Origin of the sequence: Roseimicrobium gellanilyticum (genome assembly GCF_003315205.1) — a bacterium.
GTDB lineage: Bacteria > Verrucomicrobiota > Verrucomicrobiia > Verrucomicrobiales > Verrucomicrobiaceae > Roseimicrobium > Roseimicrobium gellanilyticum.
Genome location: NZ_QNRR01000001.1, coordinates 468,783 through 489,200 on the forward strand (window position 1 = coordinate 468,783; position 20,418 = coordinate 489,200).

Sequence of the window (20,418 nt, forward strand, 5' to 3'; positions counted from 1 at the left end):
CCGTTTTTCTTTTTTTCCCGTCCCCCAGTTCAAATCCTGATACTGCCATGAAAGTGAAGCCTCTCCTCCTTGCGCTGCTCGCTGCCAGCGTGATGCCAGGCGTGACGGCGAATTCGTTCGCCGCCGGCTACAGCAAGGCCGAATTCACCCGCCTGCACAATCAAGTGAACGTGCTCAAGGGTGAAGAAGCACCCAAGCCCGCTGCCGTGGGCCAGGAGATCACGAATGTCACGTCCGTGGCCACCGGGGCGGACTCGCGCGCGGAACTGCGTTTTCCGGACAAGTCACTGACCCGCATTGGGGCAAACTCCCGTTTCACCTTGAAGGGGGATGGCCGTACGCTGGATCTGGAAGGTGGCGTGATGATGCTTCAGGTGCCCAAGAAAATGGGCGGGGCCAAGGTGCGCACGGCGGCCGTGACTGCTGCGGTAACCGGAACGACCGTGCTCTTCGAGTATCTCCCGGGTGGCTACGTGAAGCTCATCTGCGTGGAGGGTTCGGTGGACCTCTCCATGAACAAGAACCCCAGCCAGTTCGTGACGGTCGGGGCAGGGCAGATGATCATCATGAAGGCGGATGGCAATACCATCCCGCAGCCGGTGGACGTTGATCTCTCCACGCTGCTGAAGTCCTCAAAGCTCATCAGTGCTGATGACCTGGGCCCGAATGCCCGGCAGATCCAGCAGGCGATGCAGCAGCAGCAGGAGGAGATTCAGGGCGGCGACCTCGTGGTGACGAACATGGTCATCGAGGGCCGTGGTACCCTGGTCTCGCTCAACAACAACACTGCGCTCAACGTCTTCAAGGAAGTCACCGTCACGGACAACAACCCGCCGCCTCCGCCGAACAATCCCGGTGGCGGAAACAATGACAACCCGAATCCCGGTCCCGACGGGCCCAGCTTCCCCGGCATTGCTCCTTTGATCGCCGGCACGACAGTACTGAACCAGAACTCCACGGTTTTCACCAACCCCCATGTGGAGGCTTACAATGTGCAGCAGGGTGGTGTAGTCACCTCCGAGGGTATTGTTTACAACGGGATCGCGAATGGCCTGTTCCAGTACTTCACCTTCGGCGACTCGAATGTCATCAGCCCGACGTTGCAGCCGCTTCTCAATGCTCCTGCTGACGCCTGGGGCTATCCCAACAGCGGGGACTGGGCGCTCTTCAAGTTTGAGAAGCTCATCATCAACGGCACTCCCTACTTCGAGTACCCCTATTCCATTGCCTACTCCGAAGGCCCCGTGCCGATTCACGACGTGATTCTGGCCTCGCAGAACGGCATTCTCCTCGGCGAAGCGGGGCTGTTCCCCGGTGAGGTCCCTGAAGAAGCGGGTGGCGTTGTGGGCCCCCAAGGTGTTGAAGATACCCTGCTGAATCTGGCGGATGACACCCTGGTCGACAATTTCGTCCTCTACACCCAGAACGGGAACCTCGACATCCGGACCACCAAGGGCAACGCGATCTACGGGTACAACCAGAACGTGACTCTGGTCGCAGCGAGCGCGCAGAGTGACGTGAACATCAACGGCGATGTCATCCTGGAATCCGGTGGCGACTCCTACGAGGGCACTCTCACGGCCAATCTCAATGTCATCGCGGGTCGCGACGTGAATGTCACCAAGAAGGTGGTGGCAGATGCGGTGAACATCGAATCAGGCCGTGATGTGAACGTCAATGGCGGCAAGATCGTGGCTGACAAGCGCAACCTCACGGTGACCGCGAAGCGCCATATCAACGTGAGCAACAGCGCTGAACTCAAGGCGTTGACCTTCTATGAGACCACTGCCTTGGTGAAGCTGGTGGCGCAGCAGGGTGATATCAACATTTCCAACAGCGTGGTGGAAGGACGGAACATTGAACTGGAGGCGTTGGCGGGGAACATCCATCTCCTCAACACCCAGACTTCGGGTGATGTCTTCAAGGCCACGACCTATGGAGGCAACGGTTGGATCAATGTCGGTGGAACCACCATCAATGCCGGAACTCTCATTCAGCTCTTTGCGCAAGGCGCCAATGGCGGCGTGAGGTTTACCGAGAACTCACACCTGAACTCACCCAATGTGAGGATAGCCGGCAAGACAGTGGAAATCTTGAATGACAAGACGGTGACCATCGATTCGAGCTCCTTCAAGGTCTTCTCTGACAATCACAAGTACAACACCACGGGCCAGGGGAACTTCTCCCAATCTCCGCAGCAGAATGCGTTCGGTCCGCCGAACTGAGTTCGGAACAGCGGGAAAGGGAGCTCAGATTCTGTTTCGCGTCTGACCATGACCATCAGGCGGAAGATGCCTGATGGTCTGTGAGACATGGCGCGCTATTCCGCCGCCGCCTTCTTTTTCTTGCCTTTGCCTTTCTGCTTGTCTTCACCTTTTCCTGCCGCGGGCTCCTTGTTTGAAGTGGGAAGCCACTTGGCGAGCTCGGCTTTCTTGTCTGCAAAGTTGGAGTCACCCGCGAGGTTCTTGTACTCCAGCGGATCCTTGGTCTCGTCATAGAGTTCCTCATCACCGTTCGCGTAGCGGATGTAGCGCCAGCCTTCACTGCGCACCGCGTGGTTGTTGTACATGTGGGTGGTGAGTGCTGGCGTGTCCCAGGCGGACTTCGGATCGGCCAGCAGGGATTTGATGCTCTTGCCTTCCACGTGCGCCGGCTTGGGAATGCCTGCCAGGTCGCACAGGGTGGGGTAGATGGACATGCAGTCCACGGTGCGTTCGCAGAGGCTGTCCGGCTTGGTGAGTCCGGGTACGACCCAGAGCATCGGAGCTCGTGTGGACTCCTCCCACAGGGCAAATTTTCTCCAGTGTTCCTTTTCTCCCAAGTGCCAGCCGTGGTCCCCCCAGAAGACAATGATGGTGTTGTCCTTGATGGGTGATTTGTCATACGCCTCCATGAGACGGCCGATGTTCATGTCCGTGTAGCTGATCGCGGCGAGGTAGCCTTGCACCGCTTCCTTCCAGCGTCCGCTCTTCAGCATGGCGGCGTGGTCACCTTCCGGCCTCGCCATCTTCACACCGGCGGGAGGGACGTCTGCGAGATCGCCTTCGAGATGAGGAGGCAGCTCGATCTTGTCGAGCGGGTGCATGTCGTAGTACTTCTGCGGAACATTCCAGGGCATGTGCGGCTTGTGCAGGCCGCAGGCGATGAAGATGGGTCTGTCATGCTTCTTGCCAAGCTGCTCGATGGCGTAGTCCGTAATGCCCCAGTCGGAGAGGTCGGAGTCCGCGCAGTCCAGGGGCGCGAACTTGATGCCACCCACGCCGTCGCTACCCTTGGGCTTGGGTTCTTTGCCTTTCTCCTTGGGGTAGTCTTCCCACTCACTGGTCCGGTCGAAGCCCCCGTGGTAGATTTTCCCCGCGCCGCCGGTAAAGTAGCCCGCATTCCTGAAGGTGGTGATGAGAGTCTTCTCCTCCGGGATGACAGTCCTCCAGTCTTCGTTGTTGCTGTACACGCCCGTGGTGCTGGGGCGCATGCCGGACATGAGCGCCGCGCGTGAAGGATTGCAGACGGGTGCTGCGCAGTAGCTGCGGGTGAAGCGAACCCCACGCGCTGCGAGCTTGTCGATGTTCGGTGTGATGGTCTGCTTGTTGCGTCCCAGATAGCCCACCCAGTGGTTCAGGTCATCGATGGCAATGAAGAGGACGTTGGGCTTCGATGGCGCGGCATCAGCAGCGGCAGCGGGGAGAATGCCGCTCGCCAGGAGCGCCAGGGTGGCAAGGATGCGTTTCATCCCGTGCCAGACGAAGTGCAGGCATGGGATGTTGCATCGATTTACCGCAAGCGACGGCGGTGCAGCAACAGCATCGCAAGGCCACCGGCAAAGAGCAGACCGCTGGCAGGTTCTGGCACGGCTGCCACGCGGAGGATGCCATCCGAGAGAAATGTTCCGGTATCCCAGCGGAGACTGGTGTCGGTGAAGCTGGGAAGCAGTAGCTGGCTCAGCAGAGTAGCTTCATTGGTGTACGTACTGCCCCATGTGACGCTGGCCCAGTCCATAAGGTCGAAGGCATCTCCCTGCACGCCCTCGTAACCCAACCATTGCACGATGATCTGAGTGGAGTTCCCCGCGCTGAATTGACCCAGTACGTCCAGCTGATCGTAGGTCGAACTGCCGGAAATCTGGAAATACGCGGTGGCGTTGTCCGTGAGCGACAGATTGTTGGTGAAGGTGAGCGTGCCCGCCAGAGCGCCGGCGGTGGCGGAGTCCGTCGCCAGTGTGGAGGCTCCGGGCTTGAGGAGCGAGTTTTGTCCAAGGGTCATGTTGCCCTGCACTGAGCCCGTGCCACTCAGGATTTTTGAAGTGAGTGCAGGAGTCGAGCTGAGCGCGCTGACATCAAATTGAGCCCCCGTCTGGATCTCGATCCACGGACTGGTCAGGGATGCTGTGCCTTGCAGCGCCAGGGTGCCTGCGCTGACGGTGGTTTTGCCAGTGTAAGCCGCCTGACTGGTGATGATGAGCCGGCCGGTTCCTGTCTTGTTGAGGCCGCCTGCGCCAGCAATGCCTCCCGTGATGGTGAGGTCCGGTGTGGGCAGGGTGGCTCCATTATCGCGCACCTCAATCTCTGCCTGCCCAGGGCCCTCCAAAGTGATGTCCCCCGCATAGATGGCGCCCGCGTTGTCCAGGTTGGTCTGGCCACGATTGCGCAGGCGACTACCTTCCTTGAGGACAAGGTCGTCGTTGTACGTGTTATCGCTCGTCAGGAAATTGCCACCGCCGGTACCGTTGTGGTCGAGGCTGAAGGTGGCGCCACTGCGCACGATGACGCCGCCCTGGGCGGAGCCCAGTGAACTGGCACGGCGCACCAGGAATTCGCCACTGAGCACATCGATCAGGCCATGGAAGGTGGAGGCGTTGTTTCCTGAGAGCCAGGCATTGCCGGCGATGAAGAGGGTGCTGTCTGCCGCGCCTACTACGTTGCCATTGATGCGCCATGCGGTGTTCCCGGAGAGGGTGCCGCCATTTGCCGTGACAGTGATGCCGCGGTTGGTGGAGGCCCCTCCTGTGTGTTCCCACGTGCCGCCATCGAGAACGATGTTGGACGGAGAATTCGGGGCGTCTCCCAGTTCGTCAAAGGTCGGTGTGATGAGCTTGCCCTGCTTGATGGTGATGACGCCGTTGTAGGTATTGGCCGCGCCTCCGGAGAGCGTGAGATTGCCCAGGCCAAGTTTGGTGAGTCCGCCATCCGTGGCGGGACCTGTGGGATCGTGCCTGAGCGGAGCACCGAGGGTGGCATTGAAGCCATTCGTGTCGAAGATGGCGCCACCGCCTGAGACGTACACAAAGTCCACGTCACTGCCGATGAAGGTTCCTGTGCCGGCTGCAGGGGTGGCGTTGATGACCACCTTGCCTCCGTCGAAGCGAAGTGTCGCGGTGCCGGGCGCTCCCGTCGCCTTGCCTATCTTGCGCGTGTAAAGGGTTCCGCCACTTTCCAGGTTGATGACGCCGGTGCCCTGAAACTGGACACCGAAAGGCGCCCCGGCATGGGTGGTGAAGGAGCCGTTGTTTTTCACCGTGAAAGTCGCCGTGCCGGTGGATCCCCCAAGGAAAAGATCGCCGCCGCCGGACGCGCCAGTCCGAGTAGTGCCGGTGCCACCATCGAAGATTACCGTGCCGCTGCCTCCGGGGCCGTCCTGAGTATCAGTGAAGCTCCCGATAAACATGTCCCTGGACGATGTGAACTGGCCACCCGCTTTCACGATCACGGTGGCATCATGATTGACGATCACATTGCCGCCTCCTTCCGAGCGTACCATGCCGTTGAGGTCAATGGTAAGCGTGCCTCCGCCGTAGATGTGCATCGGGCTGGTGGCTCCGGTGCGGTAGATGCGCAGACCCGTGGCCGCGTCGCCGCCCACAGTGACATTCACCTCAGGCGCCACGTAGATGCTGCGGAAGGGAGTGGCGTTGCTGATCTGAATGGTGCGCACCGGCACGCCATCGCCACCGGGTGCTACGTCTCCCCTGAGGATGTAGCCGTCCGCGTTGTCGTAAAACTCCAGGGAACGCGCGATGACGTTTCCAGTGACTGTGACCGTGCCGGGTCCCGTGGTGTCATAGGCATGGCCGAAGATGGCCGTCTGATGGTCTGACCAGTTGGCCGTGACCGGGGTGGGTGTGGGACTGGTCACCCAGGCATTGGTGCTGCTCCACGTACCATTGCCCCCAGTGCCGCTCGCTCCACCCCAAAGCAGACCGCTGGTCATCGCGAGGCTGTCAAAGCGGACGGTACGGGTGGACCCTGCCGCTGCGGGCATGTCCTCGATTAAAAAGCCGAGCCCCGCGATGGTATCCGTCGGCTCGTCAAACAAGTCGGCGAAAGTGCGGGTGATGCTGGTATCGACCGAAAGATCCGTCGAACTAACCGGGTTCCAGGTGGCGGTCAGAAAATCCAGGAAGTACTGGCTGCCGTTCAGGAATGGGGATGAGGTAGCGACGTACCAGGCCCCATCCACTTCGATCGCGAACCGGCGTGCGGCATCTGGAGCGGCACTTTGATTCGAGTACCAGCTGACGTACAGGGATTGGTATGCCACATCAGGGTTGATGGAGAGCGTGCCTGTGGTGTTGAGCAGGTAGTCGCTCGGCACGGATGCACCCGTGTGCTGGACATAGATGTAGCCGCCCCCGACGCCGAACTGGTTTCCGGGATTCCAGCCGGCATCATGAGGGGCGCTGTTGTGCGTGGCACCCACCAGGGTAGTGCCGTCCCAGCGGACGCCTTCCCAGCGGGCGGTTCCCGTGTAGGGATTGGTGGCAAAGGGGTCCTGATACAAGGTGGAGCCTTGTGTCTGCGATGGGAACGGGAGCGCCAGGACGGTGGAGAGAACAAGAGGAATGAAGAACTTCACGTGTGTCTGGGCGGCGGCTGAGGAATGGAGGAAATGCGGCGACAGTGGGGAATCGCTCACTTCGCGATCTTCCGATGGCCGTCCAAAGAGCTGGTCCCGGTGGAAACCGAAATAGCGCGAAGGCAACAAAAGGCGGAACTCGATCCTTTTTGGACAGAGAACTGCAGTTTTATCCGCCTCTAAGCAGGACCACTAGATCCCTCAGCCGGGTTACACCCGCACCTGGCCTGTGCCGATCACCAGATACTTGTAGCTGCACAGCTCCGCGAGGCCCATCGGCCCGCGTGCATGGAGCTTGTCCGTGCTGATGCCGATCTCGGCGCCGAACCCGAATTCACCGCCATCGTTGAAGCGCGTGCTGGCGTTCCAGAGCACCACGGCGCTATCCACCTCGTGCATGAACTGTTTGGCCACAGACTCGGTTTCCGTCACGATGGTGTCAGTGTGGCGGGAGCCGTGCGCGTTGATGTGGGCAATGGCCTCGTCCACGCCTTTCACCGTCTTCGCGGAAAGGATCAGGTCGAGGTATTCCGTGTTCCAGTCTTCCTCAGTGGCCTCTTTGGATCCGGGCCAGAATTTCTGCAGAGTGGCGTCTGCGCGCACTTCCACGCCATGGGGGCGAATGAGGTCCGCCAGGGTGGCTGCGAAGCCTTCGGCAATGGATTCATGCACCAGCACGGTTTCCACCGCGTTGCAGGCGCTGGGCTTCTGGACCTTGCCATTGATGATGAGGTCGGCCGCCATCTCAAAGCTGGCATCCTTGTGCACGTACACGTGGCACACGCCGTCGTAGTGTTTGATGACCGGCATGCGGGCCTCTTTGACCACGCGCTCGATGAGACCTTTTCCTCCCCGGGGGATGATGAGGTCGAGGTACTGGTCCATCTGGGCCAGGTGCGTCACACTCTCGCGGTTGGTGAAGGGGATGAGCTGGATGCTGTCCGCAGGCAGGCCAGCGCGCTCGCCACCCTTTTGCAAGGCTTCAGCGAGGGCGGTGTTGGAGTGGATGGCCTCCGAACCGCCACGCAGGATGGTGGCGTTGCCCGTCTTGAAGCACAGCACTGCCGCGTCGCTCGTTACATTGGGCCGGGATTCGTAGATGATGCCGATGACCCCGATGGGCACACGTTCTTTGCGGAACTTCAGGCCGTTGGGACGGGTCCATTCTCCCAATACTTCGCCCACGGGATCGGGCAGGTCTGCGACCTGCTCGATGGCTACTGCAATGGCTTCCAAGGACTTGGGGCTGAGCTCCAGTCGCTGGACCATCGGCTTGGAAAGGCCCTTTTCCTCAGCCGCTGCGATGTCCTTGGCATTGGCCTCCAGGATGGTCTTTTCCCGGCGGCGTACCTCCGCCGCCATGGCGCGAAGGACGTCATTTTTCTGCTCCGAGGTCAGCTTCACCAGCTCACGCGAGGCAGCCCGCGCGCGGGCACCCATGTCGAGGATGCGGTTTTGGATTTCCTGGGAGGTCATGAAGATCGGACGGGGAAGAGAAATGGGGAGGGGCAGGGAGGGATACGTGCGTGCCCGCACGTGCAGATGGAGGTGGAGGCGTCAGGCCGGGACAGGGAAGCGGGTCCCCACGCCGCTGCCATCTACCAGATCGGCGAGCTGTTCAGGGTGGCGACCGCTGGCGATGATGCAGGGGATGCCGCCTTGCACCGCGTCTTGTACCGCGCGCAGCTTGGAGGTCATGCCGCCCACGGAGAGGGAGCCCTTGACCTCCTCAGCCAGATGCAGTGCGTCTTCTACATTCTTCACCTCGGGCACGATGTCCACCGAGCCGCTGTCCTTGAGGTTCATGAGCCCTGGCACACTGGTCAGGAGGATGAGCAGGTCCGCCTTCCAGAGGAGGGCCACGCGGGCGGAAAGCTTGTCGTTGTCTCCGAAACGCAGTTCTTCGACTGCCACGGAGTCATTCTCATTGATGATTGGAATCACATTGTGGCACTCCAGAAGGCGCAGGAGGGTGGCTTTCACCTTTTCCGCACGATCCTGACTTTCGAGATCGGCATGGGTGAGGAGGAGTTGTCCCACGTTCAATCCGTGACCACGCAGGAAACTTTGGTATGTGTGCATGAGCGTGGTTTGACCTACGGCTGCGCAGGCTTGCAGGGTCACCATGTCCTGGGGCCGTTCCTTGAAGCCCATCGCCTTCAGTCCAGAGGCCACGGCGCCGCTGCTTACCACCACGACTTCGTGCTTGCGACGCTTCAACTCCGCGATGGCCTGCACCAGCTTGCAGAGCTGCTCTTCATCCGTCTCGGCGCGATCCGTGCGCGTAAGGATGCCACTGCCGAACTTCAGGATGATTTTTTTGCTGCTCATGGATTTGGGGAAAGGGGCAGCAGCATGACAAGGGTGGGGGTATTTGCAAGCTTTCGACGATCCCTCTCTAAGGTTCTGGCGGCTTCTTCGTTGTGCCTCGTTTACCCGAACTCCGTCCTAAATTCGTATGTAATTCCACAGTCATTTTTTGCTGGCCAAACCAATGCTCGCTGGTTAAAAAACCGCCCCTTGCCCGAAAAATTGCCTTGCTGATCCAATACCCGTCCCGTCAGAATGACACCCTACGCCCTTGTCTTCTGACAGAGTGCTCTATGAGAACATTTTTCCTCCTTGCCTTCAGTTTTTGTCTCGCCTCTTCCCTGATGGGTCAGGCGACGCCACCCAAGCCGCCGGCCACTCCTGCGGCTCCGGCTGCGCCCGCTCCCGCGGGCAGCACTGCGCTGAATCCTGAGCAGGAAATGCAGCAGATGTTTGACGACATCCAGGCCACCTTTACCAAGGGCCAGTATGACGTCACGCTGCAGAAGATCGGCGGCTTCCACACGAAGACCAACAACAAGGACTTCCCCCAAATCATCTTCCTGGAGGGGGCGTGCCATTTCAACCTCAAGCAATACGACAAAGCTGCGACGTTCTTCGAGAAGTTCGTCACGACCTACAAGGACGATCCGGAGCAGGCGGGGCCGATCAACGACGCCCTGATGGCGCTTGGCGAATCTTACCTGAACGCGGGCATGGCGGACAAGGGCATTGAGGCTCTCAAGAAGGCGGCGGCCGTGGATGAGCTGCGTGACCGCGCGGGCCTGATGATCGCCAACCACCACAAGAAGGCCGGTCAGGTGGATGAGGCGCTGCAGATCCTTGAAGTCGTGTTGAAAGACCAGGAGGGGGCACCCACGCAGGAGCAGCAACAGGCGATTCTCCTGGCTTCGGACATCTACGTGGGCAAGGGCCAGACGGACAAGGCCTCCGCCCTCATGGAACGCCTTCGCGCCGGCACCAGTGGTGCTGAGAGCATCGTGGAACTGAACATCCTCGCACAGAAGGTGGGCGACGCCATGCTGGAGTCGAGCAACTTTGGTGCAGCGCTGCGTGCCTACCAGAGCATGCGCCGCCACTCGGAACTCGTGCGCCTGCAGAAGGAACGTGTGGCCACCATTGAGCGGTGGATCGTCACCCTGAACACTCCCGGCGGACGCGTCCAGTTCATGGGCAAGCTGCTCTCGAAGGAAGAAGCGGACGGCCTGCTCGCCCAGAACAAGAAGGTGCTCGAAGAGATCGAGGCAGTGAAGGACTACGATGCGAACATCTACTACCGCCTCGGCCAGTGCTTCTATGAGATGCAGCGCATGCACGAGTCCATCCTTTCCTTCAAGGAGGTCTACGAGAACTTCAGGGAATTCCCGGGTCGTGATGGCGCTCTCTTTGGCATGATTGCAGCCAACCAGCGTTTGGAACGCGCGGGCCGCGCCTACAAGCTGTGCGAACAGTACATGAAGGAGTTTCCGGAAGGGAAGTTCATCACAGACGTGACGCAGATGTTTGGCTCGCTGGCGTATGAGAGCGGCAATCTGGACGAGGCAGAGTCCTCCCTGCAGCGTGTGGTCGCTTCCACGAAGGACGCCGACCAGAAGGTCTCCCTCATGTTCCTCCTGGGCGTGGTGCAGTTTGAATCGCAGAAGTTCGACGCCTGCCGTGGCACCTTCCAGCAGCTGGTGACTGAGCACAAGACCGCGGTGCAGCGTCCTGCCGCCCAGTACTACATCGCCCTGTCCTACTTCTTCCAGAACGATTCCGTGAAGACCCGCCGTGCACTGCGCGACTACATCACGGAGAATCCGAAGGGTGAGTACATCGTGGACGCGCGCTACCGTCTCGCATTCATCGAAGTGCAGGGACGTGCCAACGTGGCTGAAGCCCAGACCGACCTTGAAAAACTGACTCAGGACTATCCGAACGACACCAACATCGGCCAGGTGTGGTCCCTGCTGGGAGACATCTACTCCCAGAAGCAGCCTACGGAAGATGAGGTCAAGAAGGGTGTCGACTACGTGGCCAAGACGCTAGAGGCCTACCGCAACGCGGTGGACAAGGCCAAGTCCCCGGACGTGATTAATTACGCCATCGAAAACGCCACCAACCTCATGGTGGAAAAGGGCCTGTACAAGGAACTGGCCGACATGTGGTCCAAATACTATTCCGTCTGGCAGGGCAAGCCGGAAGCCCTCAAGGCCATCTACTGGATCACCCGCGCGAAGGAACGTGATGCCAAGGAACTGATGAGCCAGGGCAAAACGGATGAAGCGAAGGCCGCTGAGCAGGATGCCCGCAAACTGGTGGCGAAAGAATTGGCTCCGCACCTTGGCAATCCCGGAAATGAACAGGTGGAAGTGCTGCTTCAGCAGCTCACCACGATGATGGTGCCCAAGCGCCGTTCCCGTGCCCAGGCCGCCGCTGCTGCTGCCGCGGCCGCTGCTGCGGCAACTCCAGCCCCTGCTCCTGCTGCCTCTCCGGATGGAGCGGCACCGACCCCGCCTGCCGATGGCGCGGCGACACCTGCGCCAGCCGCGGCTCCGACGCCTCCGCCAGCTCCTCCCACTCCTGAAATCACCTTTGAGCAGGTCGAGGAAGAGTTTAAGCAACTGGTCACTCCGGAAAGTGGCAATGTGAACGGCACCGCTGCCGCGCGCATCCTCTACGGCCGGGCGCTGATCGCCCGTGGTTTCCGCGACGTGACGAAGTTCGAAAATCTCATCAATCTGATTCCCGACGCCGCCAAGGCGGAGGAACTGAGCCCTCTGCTTCTCGCCACCCTTGGTGACTTGATGTTCAAGAAGGGCGACTACGACAAGGCTGGCCAGTTCTATGAGCAGATTCGCCTCAAGTATCCGAACAGCGAGTTCGGCGACCGTGCACCTGCCGGCCTCGGTGAGATTGCCTTCCAGAAGAAGGACTACGAGACCGCGATGACCCTGTTTACCGAAGCGGTTGAGAAGTATGCCTTCAGCCCTGACAGCATCTTGAACGGTACTCTTGGACGCGCCAAGACCTTCCTTGCCCAAGGAAAGTATGACGAGGCGCTCAAGCTCTACGAAACCGTGATGAACACTCGCGAATGGCGTTCCGCCATGCCGGAGGCTCTGTTCGGCGTGGGGCAGTGCTATGAAGGCAAGGCGGAGCCGAAAAAGGCCGTGGACTTCTACCGGAAGATCATCATCGCGAACCGCAAGAACAAGCCCATCCTGGCCAAGGCTTACATTCAGGCGGCCAAGTGCTACGTCCAACTCAAGGACAGCGAGAACGCCCGCAAGGTGCTTGAGGAAATGCTCCGCCAGAAGGACATTACGGACCTGCCCGAATTCGAGCAGGGGAGAGCGCTCATCAACACCGTTGGCCAATAGTCAGTCCATATTCTGAGCAGGTTCCGCTTCATGAAAGCCGCACTCATTTTTTCATTCCTTTGCCTCTGCGCCACCGGGCTGCATGCCCAGGCGCTGGTGCTCAAGGATGGCTCCCGCATTCCGGGTGGCCAGTTCACCATCGAAAACGGGAAGATCCAGCAGACCAAGACGCTCTCCAATGGCCAGAAGGCCCAGGTGATGGTCGCCGTGGAGAGCATCGATCGCCTGGAATGGCCGGAGGTGAACCAGATACTGGAAGCCCAGACGTTGATGTCCGAAGGCAAGGCGAAGGAAGCCGTCGACATCCTTCAGAAGGCCAAGGACTACTTCAAGCCCTTCAAGAGCGTCAAGGGCAGCCCGTACAACGATGTGTCCTTTGCCCTCGTGGAAGTGATGGACCAGGCAGGTGACTTTGATTCCCTGCTTCGTGTGCTTCCTGAAGTGGAGGCCATGAAGTGGGACGGGACCAAGGCGTTCAAGCTGCAGATCGTGAAGCTGAACATGGATCGCCGTACCTCCTCGGATGTGGATACGATTCTGGCCCGGGCCCAGCAATTGCTGCGTGACTCTGACGATTCGTCGATTGCCGCGCGTCTTTGGATCACCATTGCCGAGATTCACACCCGCAAGGAACGTTGGGAGGAGGCCTTCGAAGCCTACCTGCACGTGCCTGTCTTCTACGGCAGCCAGGGCGCTCTGGTGCCTCAGGCAGAACTCTCCGCCGCCCGTACCCTGGTGAAGATGGAACTTTTCAAGGACGCCGTGGGCTTCTACCAGAGGATTCAGGAACAGTACGCCGGGTCGGAAATCGCGGAGACCGCGAAGAAAGAGATGATGCCCATCAACGGCCTGCCGAACAAGGCGGACAAGGTCCCCGGTTCGAAGGCCAAGGACAAAGGCAAAGAAGAATCACCAAAGACCGCCGCAAACCCAGATTCAAAGTAACCAGACACCATGCACATCACATCCCCGAATCGTACCCGTTCCCGAACCACCCTCTGGCTTGGACGCCTGCTCATCTGCGGCACGTTGCTCTGCGGGTCCGTCAACGCCTTTGCGGAGGAGGCGCCTGCCGGAGGTGAAGGTGCGGCGAAGGTGGTCCACCACAAGAAGTCGATGCTGGACAAGTTCAAGGAAGGTGGCTGGGTGATGTACCCCATCCTTGGCTTCTCGGTGCTGACCATCTGGCTTTCCGTGGACCTCTGGATTCGCACGGGCAAGAAGAAGCTGGCCCCGGATGCGCATGTGAACGGCGCGAAGGACCTCTTCCGCATGGGCGACTACGTCGGCGCCTACCAGCACTGCAAGAACAATCCCTCCGCCTTCAGCGACTCCACCCGTGTGGCTCTCAGCTTCATCGGGGACGGCCAGCAGGCGACGGAAGACGCCATGATCGGTGAACTGAACAAGTTCAACGCGGCCACGACCACCCGAATCAACTACCTCTCGGTTATCGGGGTGTGCACTCCGATGGTGGGTCTCCTCGGAACGGTGACGGGTATGGTGACCGCGTTCGAACACCTTGGCACCGCCGGCGTGGGCGACCCCTCCGGTCTGTCCGCGGCCATCGGTGAAGTGCTCATCGCCACGGCGTCCGGTCTGGCCATCGCCATTCCGGCGTTCATGATGTTCTACGTGCTGCGCAACCGCCTGCAGGGATCCATCCACTATGCCCAGGACATTGTGGTCTCCCTGTTCCGCAAGATGCCCTACGAAGATCTCAAGGATTGCCACGTGGGCGAGGAAGAATTCTTCGCCGCCCGCCCGAACTGGGTGGCGGACGATGCTGGTGCAGCCCATGCGGTGCCTGCCTGATCGAGAAAATGAACGGAGCCTGCGCCAGCAGGCTCCAATTTCTTCAACGAGTCTCATTCAACCTTTTACTTTTTTCTGACTTATGGGCGGCGGCGGCGGCAGTATGGAGAGCGGCGAACCGGAGTTTCAAATTGCTCCGATGATCGACTGCTTGCTTGTGTTGCTCATTTTCTTCATGAGCATCACCACGGCTTCGGTGTTGCAGATTGACAAGGACATCGTCCTTCCGGTCGCGCCCGATGCGAAGAAGCCTGAAAAGGCCAAGGTCCAGGAAGGCGCCATCAACGTGAAGTGGGATGCGAAGGCCCAGAAAGGCGTATTCAGCTTTGAAGGCGTCACCTATGATGACACCGCCGTGCTCGTGGAGCGCCTGAAGGAACGCCTTGAGACGATCAAGGGCTACCGCCTGATCATCCGCGGTGACAGTCGTCTCCCCGCCGTCGAGATCCAGAAGACCATGAATATCCTGGCGAATGCCGGATACTCGGATCTCTCGTTTTCCGCCCTGAATCAGTAGCAATTCCTCTTTCTCTTCTTTTCCCTATGAGCAGTCACGGACACAAGGGCCGCAGACAGATCGAAACCGAAAGCCCGAATGCGGGCTTTCAGATCGCCCCGATGATCGACGTCGTGTTCGTGATCATGCTTTTCTTCATGGTCATGGCGAACAGCGTGAAGGTGGAGTACGAGCTGAAGACTGCGCTCCCCGGCATCGCCCAGACCACCAATGAAGAAGTGGTCATGCCGGATGAAATCACCATTGAGGTCTCTGAAGACGATCTGGTGACCATGAACGAGGAGGTCTATGACGCCGATCTTCCTCCGGACCAGGCGAAGAAGCTTCCCACGCTGACCGACAGCCTCACCCGCCTGAAGAAGGATGCGGATGACCGCGGCAGCAAGGTGCTCGTCACCTTGGTGACCGAGGAACAGGCCAAATATGGCCGCATCATTGATGTGATGAACGCCCTCGCCAAGGCCAAGATTTCCAACGTGACCTTCACCGTCGGCTCCGAAGAATTTTAATGGTTTGTTCAAAGATTCCGGCCCCTTGGCCGTCATGCCTTTAACAACCTGCCCGCTCCGCTCATGAGTGACCAGCAACCTCCCAGTGGCAATCCGGTGCCACCGAACCCAGGCGTGACGCCTGTGCAGATCCAATCCCTTACGCCAGGAGGCAGCAGCTCCTCTGCGGTGCCGATTCCGGCTGCCCCGGTGATTCCGCCGCCCACCGTCTCCTCCGCGGTACAACTGGAGACCGCTGCCTATGAAGAAGGCGCCACCGCCTATCCGGAGCATCACACCGACTTTCACGCGCCGCACTACGCTCCAGCTCCGAAGAAGAACATCTTCGTGCAGTACTGGAACAAGGTGGGGGGCGGTTCCTTCCTCATCAGCTTGTTGATTCACGCCGGCCTTTTGATTGGCGCGTTCTTCATCGTGAAGGAGTACAGCACCGAGAAGAAGGTGGATTTCCTCCCCGGTGGTGGCAGCAAGGAGGGCCAGCAGGCCAGCCAGCAGCTCGCCCAGAAGGTGCAGAACAAGAAGCGCAGCTCGCTGAACAAGTCCACCCCGATGCGGAAGGTGGTCTCCATGAATGCCACGAGCGCCATCCAGCTTCCCGAGGTGCCCATGGAATCGATCGACATGCCCGAAATGAGCAGCCTCATGGGCGGCTCCATGGGCAGCGGTGGTTTTGGAACGGGTGGTGCGGGTGGTGGATTCGGCAAGGGCACCGGCATCGGTGGCAACACCGGCTTCGTGAGCCTGCCTCCTTCCATGAGAAGCCGCTGCAGCAGCGCGGAACGTCTCCAGAAACTCAAGGAAAGCGGCGGTACCGCTGAGTGCGAGCGCGCGGTGAGCAACGCTCTGGAGTATCTCAAGAGCAAGCAGAAGCCTGATGGCAGCTGGGGCACCAACTCCAAGGGCGCCATGACCGGTTTCGCCCTGTTGTGCTTCCTCGGTCGCTGCGAGACACCCGAGTCCATCTACTACGGCGACAACGTGATGAAGGGGATTCTCTTCCTCATCGAGATGCAGAAGAAGAATCCGTACAAGATGTTCAGCCAGGCGACCTCTGGGAACGGCCCGGTGTATGAGCACGGCATTGCGACCTACGCGTTGGGTGAGATGTACACGCTCGCTCGTATGGGCAGCAAATCCCTCCCCGGCATGCGTGAAGCCTTTGAGCAGGGCGTGCAGGTCATCATCGACAACCAACAGCCCAGCGGAAGCTGGGTGTACGACACGGAGAAGGGCTTCTATGCCAACCCTGGTCGTGAAGACCTTTCCGTCACGGGATGGCAGTACCAAGCGCTCAAGGCGGCCAGACTGACCAGCCTGAAGATCAACGGCCTCAACTCTTCCATCGACAAGACAGTCAAATATCTCGAAGGTAAGCAGACCAAGGATGGCGGCATCGGCAATTCCAACCGCGAAGGTGGCTACAATCAGTGGAATTTGACCGGTGCTGGCGCGCTGGGTCTCCAGACGCTCGCCCATGGTGGCAAGAAGACGGAAATCAAGAAGGCCATCACCTTCGCCCATGAGCTCTTCAAGAAGGAGCCGCCGGAGTTTGCCACGGGTGACATGTACGGCTGGTACTACTACCACCAGGCCTTCTTCCAGTTCGGTGGAGAAGAGTGGAAGTACTGGAACGAACTTGTCCTGCCCCAACTCTTGAAGGCCCAGCAGCCCGATGGCAGCTGGAAGCCCAATGGCGCCGCGCACAATCCCTCCGCTGGTGGTGACAACGTCTATGCAACCGCTCTCTGCACACTGATGCTGGAAGTGTACTACCGCTACCTGAAGGTGGGCGACCGCGAACAGAAGTCGATGTTCGACCGGTAAGCTCCGGCAGAAGGTAAACAGCCATAGCGATTTTGTGAAGGGCCTCCTCGGAGGTCCTTCATTGTTTGGGCAACTGAGCGGAGCTCATGCACCGGCGGCGGCGTACTCCTGCGTGCGGCACTATGGTGTATCACACTGGGATGGATGTTGCGCGCAGCCCAATCGTTACGCGGAGCAGGCGCTTTTCTTGGAAGTTCAGACAGGTGTCTCTCCATTCTCGTCATGCGGGCGAACTCAACACGCGTCCGCAATGAACGAATCACCCTCTCCGCAACGCCACGAGCCCCGGCCATCTGGAGAAGTGGCCGGGGCTGTCCAGATACAGTCTCTCACCGGGTGGGGGCAATCCGCCCGACCAAGCGACTCCTCAAATAGCCGCGCCTTCCGGGAGGGTGATGGAGACGGCATGTCTGCGGCCAGCAGTACTCGAGCGTGGGGTCGCCTCGTCTTGCGCACTACGTTCCATTTCCGTATCCAGTGGTGTGAAGAGGAGCTTCCTCGCGGCTTATTGGGAGAAGGTGGGTGGTGGTTCGTTCATCGTAAGCCTGGTGATTCATGCTGGGCTTTTGATCATGGCATTCTTTGTTGTGAAGGAGTACCAGCAGGAACCCACGGTGGACTTCCTACCTGGATTCCAAGCGGCCGGGCAGAAGCGGACCAGTGACAATCTCACGGCGAAGATTCACGACTCGCGAGTCAGAAACATGCAGAAGAATCTCAAACCCGTGCGGGTTGCCGTTCCCACTCCTGCGCCTGGCCAGCTCCTGCTGCCGGAGATGCCCACGGACGTGATCGAGGTGCCCGAGCCGAGCTTGAGCACCTTTGGCGATGCCAAGGGCATTCCCGGGGAGCTGGGAAAGGTTGGGACGAAAGCTGGTGGCGCGGGAAGAGGTACGGGGCCGGGGAATGCTCCGGGAGTGGTGCAGCTTCCCGTTTCCATGAGGGGTCGGTGCAGCAGTGCGGAGCGTCTGCGGAAGCTCACGGCGGGCGGTGGCACCGCCGAGTGTGAGCGCGCCGTGAGCAGTGCGCTGGAGCACCTGAAGAGCAAGCAGAAGTCTGATGGCGGCTGGGGTACAAACAACCGTGGGGCGATGACGGGCTTTGCCTTGCTGTGCTTCCTTGATCGCTGCGAGACGCCCGAGTCCATCTACTACGGGGACAATGTGATGAAGGGCATCCTCTTCCTCATGGAGATGCAGCAGAAGAATCCGTACAAGATGTTCAGCCAGGCCACCTCGGGCAATGGCCAGGTGTATGAGCATGGCATCGCGACGTATGCGCTCGGTGAGATGTACACGCTGGCGCGCATGGGCAGCAAGTCGCTGCCGGGCATGCGCGAGTCCTTTGAGCAAGGCGTGCAGGTCATCATTGATAACCAGCAGGCGGGTGGCGGCTGGGTGTATGACAGCGAGAAGGGCTTCTACTCACCGAGCCGCGAAGACCTCTCTGTGACCGGCTGGCAATATCAGGCGCTGAAGGCGGCAAAGCTTACGGGACTGAAGATTCGTGGTCTCGAAGGCGCGATTGATAAGACGGTGAAGTACCTTGAGAGCAAGCAGACGAAGGATGGCGGTATCGGCACGACGAATCGTGAAGGCAGCTACAACCAGTGGAATCTCACGGGTGCCGGAACACTGGGATTGCAGACACTGGCACACGGTGGAAAGAAGACGGAAATCAAGAAGGCCATCGCGTTTGCCCATGACCTCTTCAAGAAGGAGCCGCCAGAGTTTGCCACGGGCGACATGTATGGCTGGTACTACTACCACCAGGCCTTCTTCCAGCATGGTGGTGAAGAGTGGAAGTACTGGAACGAGCTCGTGCTACCGCAGTTGCTAAAAGCGCAGCAGCCGGATGGAAGCTGGAAGCCCAATGGTGGTGCCCATAATCCCGCAGCGGGCGGGGACAATGTGTACTCCACGGCGCTGTGCACACTGATGCTGGAGGTGTACTACCGGTACCTGAAGGTGGGGGACAGGGAGCGGGGGTCGTTGTTTGATCGGTAGCGGGAAACTTGTGCGCAGTGAGAGGGACGGGTTGGGAGCGTTGGGCGAGGCAGACTGCATCGGATTCAACGCAGAGACACGGAGACGCAGAGGAACTTCGAAGACTGAAACTGAGGTCGTGGGGCACAACGAGGGATTGTGGTCTCTTTGCCACCGCGATTGGAGATGCAGAGCCGCAACTCAACGTAGCTCGCGAGTCCCTTCGCGAGGTTCTATTGTACTGGAGGTTGCGACCCGACTGATCTCGCGAAGGGACTCGCGATTTACGTTTGGCGGGCGCAATCACGCTCCCGTCAATCCCCGTCGCATCTCTTCCAGTGGCACAGGCTCACCGAACCAATGCCCGAAGGAGATGGCGCCCTGATGCAGGAGAAGCACGAGGCCGTCGCAGGTTTTGGCGCCGGCGTTCCTTGCGGCTTCAATCAACGGCGTGGTGCCATTGGCGCGATACACCATATCATAGACCAGGTGTGAGGGACGGATGAGGCTGGTATCGAAGAGCGGTTCATCGCCGGGCTTCATGCCGCGGGGTGTGGCATTGACGATGAGGTCAGTGCGTGCCAGAGCGTCGGCGAGGGACGCATCGTCCCACTTCACGGCCTCGATGGTGGTCGCAGGGGAGATGGCGGTGCACTCCTCGATGAGGGGCTGTAGCTTCTCCACGGTGCGATTCACCAGGAGCAGGGAGGGGCATTTCTCCAGCGCGCTTTGCACGGCCACGGCGCGTCCAGCGCCACCACCGGCACCGATGATGAGCACGCGGAGGTCACGCACTTCACGACCAAAGGCCTCGGCCACGGAGCGCAGAAATCCGGGGCCGTCCGTGTTGTAGCCGGTGAACTTGCTGTCTTCAATGTGAACCGTGTTCACGGCACCCAGTTGGCGTGCGAGGGAGGACACTTCATGCATGGCCTCCAGCGCCTCGAACTTGTGCGGAATGGTGCAGTTCACGCCCACGAAGCCATGCTTCGAAAACAAGCCAAGCGCCTCCTCGACATTCCCCGGAGGGACTTGCACCCGGATGTACTGCGCCTCGATGCCGCGTGCCGTGAGCGCCGGATTGTGCATCTGCGGCGAGCGCGAGTGGGCAATCGGGTCACCGATGACGGCGACCCGGGCTCGCGGCGACAGAGTGGGAGCGATGTCCTCCCACCGACGCAGATCGTCGAGCGTGTAGTGGTTTTTGCCTTCCATGGCGATTTGAT

The 20,418-nt window shown here is 59.8% G+C and carries 13 protein-coding genes; 8 read left to right on the top strand and 5 right to left on the bottom strand.

Annotated features, from left to right (window positions below; all coding sequences use genetic code 11):
* Window positions 1–47: 47 nt before the first annotated feature.
* Window positions 48–2,225, top strand: coding sequence for a FecR family protein (locus tag DES53_RS01940; RefSeq protein WP_113956518.1), 2,178 nt, complete (start codon window positions 48–50; stop codon window positions 2,223–2,225).
* Window positions 2,226–2,320: 95 nt separating this feature from the next.
* Here the strand turns inward: DES53_RS01940 and DES53_RS01945 are convergent, their stop codons facing one another.
* The 4 genes from DES53_RS01945 to proB all read right to left on the bottom strand — a co-directional run bounded on the left by DES53_RS01945 (window position 2,321) and on the right by proB (window position 9,180).
* Window positions 2,321–3,730, bottom strand: a complete 1,410-nt coding sequence (locus DES53_RS01945) for a sulfatase (RefSeq protein ID WP_113956519.1) — start codon at window positions 3,728–3,730, stop codon at window positions 2,321–2,323.
* Window positions 3,731–3,771: 41 nt separating this feature from the next.
* Window positions 3,772–6,909 carry an autotransporter-associated beta strand repeat-containing protein gene (locus DES53_RS01950; protein ID WP_147263158.1) on the bottom strand — a complete coding sequence of 1,046 codons (3,138 nt, stop codon included), beginning with the start codon at window positions 6,907–6,909 and terminating at the stop codon, window positions 3,772–3,774.
* A 150-nt stretch (window positions 6,910–7,059) separates the two neighbouring features.
* Window positions 7,060–8,325 carry a glutamate-5-semialdehyde dehydrogenase gene (locus DES53_RS01955; RefSeq protein WP_113956521.1) on the bottom strand — a complete coding sequence of 422 codons (1,266 nt, stop codon included), beginning with the start codon at window positions 8,323–8,325 and terminating at the stop codon, window positions 7,060–7,062.
* An 81-nt stretch (window positions 8,326–8,406) separates the two neighbouring features.
* The gene (gene proB, locus DES53_RS01960; protein WP_113956522.1) at window positions 8,407–9,180 is read right to left on the bottom strand and encodes a glutamate 5-kinase; all 774 of its coding nucleotides are present in this window, start codon (window positions 9,178–9,180) and stop codon (window positions 8,407–8,409) included.
* 272 nt (window positions 9,181–9,452) lie between these two features.
* On the opposite strand from proB, the gene DES53_RS01965 reads away from it, so the two are divergent.
* The 7 genes from DES53_RS01965 (at window position 9,453) to DES53_RS01995 (ending at window position 19,213) form a co-directional block, all read left to right on the top strand.
* Window positions 9,453–12,542 (top strand): tetratricopeptide repeat protein, encoded by a 3,090-nt coding sequence (locus DES53_RS01965; RefSeq protein ID WP_113956523.1) that lies wholly within the window; start codon window positions 9,453–9,455, stop codon window positions 12,540–12,542.
* A gap of 30 nt (window positions 12,543–12,572) precedes the next feature.
* The gene (locus tag DES53_RS01970; RefSeq protein ID WP_113956524.1) at window positions 12,573–13,487 is read left to right on the top strand and encodes a tetratricopeptide repeat protein; all 915 of its coding nucleotides are present in this window, start codon (window positions 12,573–12,575) and stop codon (window positions 13,485–13,487) included.
* A gap of 9 nt (window positions 13,488–13,496) precedes the next feature.
* Window positions 13,497–14,357 (top strand): MotA/TolQ/ExbB proton channel family protein, encoded by an 861-nt coding sequence (locus DES53_RS01975; RefSeq protein ID WP_113956525.1) that lies wholly within the window; start codon window positions 13,497–13,499, stop codon window positions 14,355–14,357.
* Between the two features lie 103 nt (window positions 14,358–14,460).
* Window positions 14,461–14,874 (top strand): ExbD/TolR family protein, encoded by a 414-nt coding sequence (locus tag DES53_RS01980; protein ID WP_281270107.1) that lies wholly within the window; start codon window positions 14,461–14,463, stop codon window positions 14,872–14,874.
* Window positions 14,875–14,900: 26 nt separating this feature from the next.
* Complete coding sequence (locus DES53_RS01985; protein WP_113956527.1) at window positions 14,901–15,383, top strand: ExbD/TolR family protein; 483 nt, start codon at window positions 14,901–14,903, stop codon at window positions 15,381–15,383.
* 63 nt (window positions 15,384–15,446) lie between these two features.
* A complete protein-coding gene (locus DES53_RS01990) occupies window positions 15,447–17,207 on the top strand; it encodes a prenyltransferase/squalene oxidase repeat-containing protein (RefSeq protein ID WP_113956528.1) in 1,761 nt (586 codons plus the stop codon).
* A 482-nt stretch (window positions 17,208–17,689) separates the two neighbouring features.
* Window positions 17,690–19,213 (top strand): prenyltransferase/squalene oxidase repeat-containing protein, encoded by a 1,524-nt coding sequence (locus tag DES53_RS01995; RefSeq protein ID WP_170156787.1) that lies wholly within the window; start codon window positions 17,690–17,692, stop codon window positions 19,211–19,213.
* A 282-nt stretch (window positions 19,214–19,495) separates the two neighbouring features.
* Here the strand turns inward: DES53_RS01995 and aroE are convergent, their stop codons facing one another.
* Entirely contained in the window at window positions 19,496–20,407 is a 912-nt protein-coding gene (aroE, locus tag DES53_RS02000; RefSeq protein ID WP_113956530.1) for a shikimate dehydrogenase, read from the bottom strand.
* Window positions 20,408–20,418: the final 11 nt, after the last annotated feature.